Source organism: Streptomyces mexicanus (genome assembly GCF_902506575.1).
GTDB lineage: Bacteria > Actinomycetota > Actinomycetes > Streptomycetales > Streptomycetaceae > Streptomyces > Streptomyces mexicanus.
Window position 1 is genome coordinate 7047533 of sequence record NZ_LR732544.1, and the last position, 4621, is coordinate 7052153.

Annotated in this window: 6 protein-coding genes; 1 reads left to right on the forward strand and 5 read right to left on the reverse strand. The window is 73.2% G+C overall.

Translation table 11 applies throughout. The features are described from left to right. The 3 genes from GV126_RS31465 to GV126_RS31475 form a co-directional block, all read right to left on the reverse strand. The coding region (locus GV126_RS31465; RefSeq protein ID WP_185948044.1) for a zf-HC2 domain-containing protein at nt 1-420 on the reverse strand (420 nt) is incomplete at its 3' end. A 268-nt stretch (nt 421-688) separates the two neighbouring features. After that, nucleotides 689-1207, reverse strand: a complete 519-nt coding sequence (locus GV126_RS31470; protein ID WP_159672980.1) for a hypothetical protein — start codon at nt 1205-1207, stop codon at nt 689-691. A gap of 145 nt (nt 1208-1352) precedes the next feature. Beyond that, on the reverse strand, nt 1353-1901 hold the full coding sequence (locus tag GV126_RS31475; protein WP_159672982.1) for a sigma-70 family RNA polymerase sigma factor: 549 nt from the start codon (nt 1899-1901) through the stop codon (nt 1353-1355). 239 nt (nt 1902-2140) lie between these two features. Between GV126_RS31475 and GV126_RS31480 the strand changes: the two genes are divergently transcribed. After that, a complete protein-coding gene (locus GV126_RS31480) occupies nt 2141-2305 on the forward strand; it encodes a hypothetical protein (RefSeq protein ID WP_159672983.1) in 165 nt (54 codons plus the stop codon). A 12-nt stretch (nt 2306-2317) separates the two neighbouring features. Here GV126_RS31480 and GV126_RS31485 read toward each other — a convergent pair whose 3' ends face one another. After that, the gene (locus tag GV126_RS31485; RefSeq protein WP_159672985.1) at nt 2318-3745 is read right to left on the reverse strand and encodes an amino acid permease; all 1428 of its coding nucleotides are present in this window, start codon (nt 3743-3745) and stop codon (nt 2318-2320) included. 118 nt (nt 3746-3863) lie between these two features. Continuing rightward, nucleotides 3864-4343 (reverse strand): universal stress protein, encoded by a 480-nt coding sequence (locus GV126_RS31490; protein ID WP_159672986.1) that lies wholly within the window; start codon nt 4341-4343, stop codon nt 3864-3866. Nucleotides 4344-4621 lie beyond the last annotated feature (278 nt).

Sequence of the window (4621 nt, forward strand, 5' to 3'; positions counted from 1 at the left end):
GCCCCCGCGCGCGTCAGCGACCCGGACCTCGGCCCACACCCCCGTCCCGGCGTCGGTCGCCGCGACCCGCACCGCCCCGCTCCCGTGCCCGGCGACGACCGCCACCGCGGACCCGCCCACGGCGAGCACCACGCCGGCGGCCAGCCCGTACAGCATCCGTCGGCGTCCGGCCCGCCGCCGGGCCACCTCGCGGGCCAGCCGCTCCAGCAGCCGGGGGCCGGGCCGGACCACCGGGTGCACGGAGCGCGGCGTGGCCCGCCGGTACAGCAGCAGCTGCCGGGCGGTGGGCCCGAACCCGGCCACGTCGGCCGTGCAGCGAGGGCACTGCCCGAGGTGGTCCTCGAAGCGGAACGCGTCCGCCGCGTCCAGCACGCCCAGCGCGTACGCTCCGGCGTCGCGATGCCGTTCCAGGGACCTCATGCCGTTCCTCGCGGTGGGTGCGGGCTGTTCCTTGCCCTCACCCGTACGCACCGCGGTGCCGAATCGCTCAAGCCCGCACCGGAGCGGCCGCACGCCCGCCCGGTCGGCCGGGGGCGGCGCGCCGCGCCGCGCCCAGGAAGACCGGGTCCGAGGAAGGCCGGGACGACCGCGACCCAGGAGGGCCGGAAAGGCCCTGAACCTGGAAAGCTGGGACGACGACCGGAACCCGGAAAGACCGGACCCCGGAAACACCCCGAACCCGGCGGGACTAGAACAGGTGGATGGCGAGGTGCCCCAGGGGCAGCCCCAGCTGCCAGGCCGGCGTCCACACCTTCGGCCCCTCGTCCTCGCCCGCCGCGCCCGCGCCGCCCGGCACCGCGTCCAGGTCGGGCGCGAGCAGCTCGGTCTCCTCCAGCCACCGCCACGCGGCCCGGGCCAGCGCCAGGTCCGGCGAGCGCACGCCGCTCGCGTGCGCGTCGGCCTCCAGATCGGCCATCCGCCCGCGCACCCAGTCCTGCCACGGCTGGTCGTAGGCGGTCAGCGACAGCCAGGTCTCCAGCTGGGAGATCACCCGGATGCCGGACAGCTCACCCCCGCTGTCGGACAGGAAGACGGTCAGCGCCAGGGCGTCCCGCCCCGCGCGGAACTCCACGGACGCCGGCGGCATCAGGTCGCCGGTGCGCAGCAGCTCGTCGGCGATGTACTCGGCGTAGAACCAGGCCATGGGGACGGCGAGTCCACCGCTGTCCCCGTCGCCGTCGGTGCTCTCGTGACCTCTGTGCAGCATCCCTTCCTGCCTTCCTCCGGTGCGTGCGCGTCACCCGGCCCCCGGTCCCGGGACGGGCTCGTCCGGCACACGGACGAGAACAGCCGATTACCCGACGGCCGTCCACGGCAAGGCGCTTTGCGAAGGATTTGCCGTGCGGGTGGTTTCACCGCAGGTCGGTCGCGTAGCCCGGGAGCACGCGGCGCAGGGCGCGCAGCGCGTAGAACGCGCGGGACTTCACGGTACCGGGCGGAATGCCCAGGGTCTGCGCGGCCTCCGCCACACTGGCTCCCTGGAAGTACACCAGCACCAGGACTTCACGGTGCTGCGGAGTGAGTGTCTTCACAGCCCGGCGCACGTCCAGCGTTGCCGCGGACCGCTCGGCGTGGTCGGCGATCACCCGGGCGTTCTCCAGGACCGCGTCCCCGACCTCCGGCGGCCGGGCCTGCCGCGCCCGGCGCGCGTCGATGGCGAGCCGGCGCGCCACGGTCAGCAGCCAGGGCCGTACGGAGGCGAAGGCGTCGGCGCGCAGCGCCTCGGGGTGCTGCCAGGCCCGTACGAGGGTCTCCTGGAGCAGGTCCTCCGCGCGCTGCCGGTCGCCGTCGCACAGCCGGAGCAGCAGCGCGAACAGCGGGCGGCCGTGCTCGCGCTGGAGCGCGGCGAGTTCGTGCTCCGCGGTCGTGGTCGCGCTGGACAGGGTGGTTCCGGCCGTCATGGCTGTATGGCAGCGCAGCGGGCCGCCGGGGGACAGGGTGCGCGCGCCGCTGTGCGACGGACGGTCGATGGCGTCGGTGAACGGTGCGACGAACGGTCCCGGCCCCCGCCGTCGCCCGGACGGGCCAACGCGGGCGCGGGGTCCGTTTGCGACGGCGGCGGACTTCGTACCCATGCATCTGACGGGTTTTGTCTGTCGATATGACCGCTCGGGCGCTTGATCGCTAGTGGGGTGAACCGATGTTCGCACGCAGACACCTGGTGTCCCTGGTCCTGACCGGCCTCCTCGCCGCGGCCGCCGCCTGCCAGGCCGCGCACCGCGAGCAGCAGCACACCGCACCCGCACCGGCCCCACCGCCGCCGGCCGCGGCCCGGCCGTGGGCGGAGCGGGCGGGCGGGAACTGACGCCCGGCCGCGTCAGTCCGCGGCCCGCTCCTGGCGGGCCAGCACCGACCGCTTGTACGAGTACCCGAAGTAGATCACGCAGCCGATCAGGAACCACACGACGAACCGCACCCACGTCTGCCACTGCAGGAACGTGATCAGCCAGAGGGAGAAGACGACCCCGAGCGCCGGCACGAACGGCATCCACGGCGTGCGGAAACTGCGCGGCAGGTCGGGCTGCCGGTAGCGCAGCACGATCACCGCCGTGCACACCACCACGAACGCCAGGAGGATGCCGATGTTGGTCAGTTCGGCCGCCTCCGCGATCGGCAGGAAACCGGCGATGACCGCCGAGGCCACCCCGACGATCCACGTCACTCGGGTCGGCACGTGCCGCGTGGGGTGCGTCTTGGCGAACCACCGCGGCAGCAGCCCGTCCCGCGACATGGCGAACCACACCCGGGTCACGCCCAGCATGAAGGTGAACATCACGGTGAGGATGCCGATGATCGCGCCCACCGCGATCACGTCCGCCAGCCGGCTCAGCCCCACCGACTTGAACGCGGTCGCGAACCCGCTCTCCTTGTCGATGTCCTGGTACTTCTGCATCCCGGTCAGCACCAGGCAGGCCGCCACGTACAGCACCATCGCGATCGCCAGCGAGTAGACGATCGCCTTCGGCATGTGCCGCTGGGCGTCCTTGGACTCCTCGGCCGCCGTCGACATGGCGTCGTACCCGAAGACGGCGAAGAACACGGTGGCCGCTCCGGTGAACGCCCCGCCCACCCCGTACGGGAAGAACGGGTGGTAGTGGGCGCTGTCGATGTGGAACACGCCGACCACGATCACCACCAGCACCACCAGGACCTTCAGCGCCACCACCACCGTCTCGAACCGGGCCGCGTTGCGGATGCCCAGGTTCAGCAGCCAGGCGATGAGCAGGCACAGCACGGCCGCGAACAGATCGACCTTGTGTCCGGACCCGGTCCCCGGCGCCCCCAGCATCCAGGCGGGCAGATGCGCGCCCATGTCCTCGATCAGGAAGCTGAAGTAGCCGGAGATGCCGATCGCCACCACCGCCACGATCGCCGTGTACTCCAGCAGCAGGCCCCAGCCGATGAACCAGCCCGCGAACTCGCCGAGCCCCGCGTAGCCGTAGGTGTAGGCCGAGCCCGCCTTCGGGATGAGCCCCGCGAACTCGGCGTACGACAGCGCGGCGGCGGCGCCGGCCACGCCCGCGACCAGGAACGACACGAGCACCGCCGGGCCCGCCGTGCCGTTGGCCACCGTGCCGGCCAGCGTGAAGATGCCCGCGCCGATGATGCCGCCCACGCCGATCGCGGTCAGCTGCCACAACCCCAGCGAACGATCCAGCCGCGGCCCCTCGCCCGCTTCCGTCTCCTCGATGTGCTCGATGGGTTTACGGCGGAGAATGCCCTCACCCATGCGGAGCCCGGCCATGCGCCTCACCTCTTCGCAGACGGCAATCGGCTGACGGCGGATCATGATGGCCCAGCTGGGCCGGGTACGGAAGACACCCCGCACGCCCGGCGGGCCGCGGCGGCCCGCTCCGCACCGGCTACGGCACGACGGTCACCGGCCAGCGCCCCGCCTTCACCAGGCGGACCGCCACCGACCCGATGATCCGGTGGCCGGCCTGCTCGGAGGCGCCCACGACCACCGCGTCCGCCTTCAGCTCGTCGGCGGCCTTCACCAGCCCGTTGAACGGATCGCCGTGGAAGGTGTGGAACTCCCAGCGGACGTCGAATATGCCCTTCACACGCTCGGCCGCCTCCCGGACATGCTGCACCAGTTCCTCGGCGATCTCGTCGGTGGTCTCGGCCACCGGCGCGCCGAGCGCCGCGCCCGCCGTCATCACCGGCTGCACGTACACCAGGGCCAGCAGCGCGCCCTGGCGCCGGGCCAGACCACCGGCGTAGGCGGCGGCCCGCATCGAGGAGTCCGAACCGTCCACGCCGGCCACGATCACCTTCGGTCCGTCGGTGCCCCGCTCGAACCGGTGCTCCTGCCGCTCGTGCTCCTGGTGCTGTTCCGTCACACCCGTGAGGCTATCGAACAGCCCGCCCCGTGCCAGCCCCCGGACCGGGTCCATCTCGGCGGTGACCGGCGCGGAGGCTGGGCCGGGCGGGTGCTTTCGTGCCGCCGTACCGGTGCCGCACCATCCGCGGCGGTCACTGATGAGTCATGCGCAAGGATCACTTGTTCACGCGGCGCCGGGCCCTGCTCGCCGGGGTCGCCGCTCTCGGGGCCGCCGGCGCGGCGGGCACGGCGGGCCTGCTGCACTCCGGCTCCTCCGGTTCCCCGGCACCGCCCGCC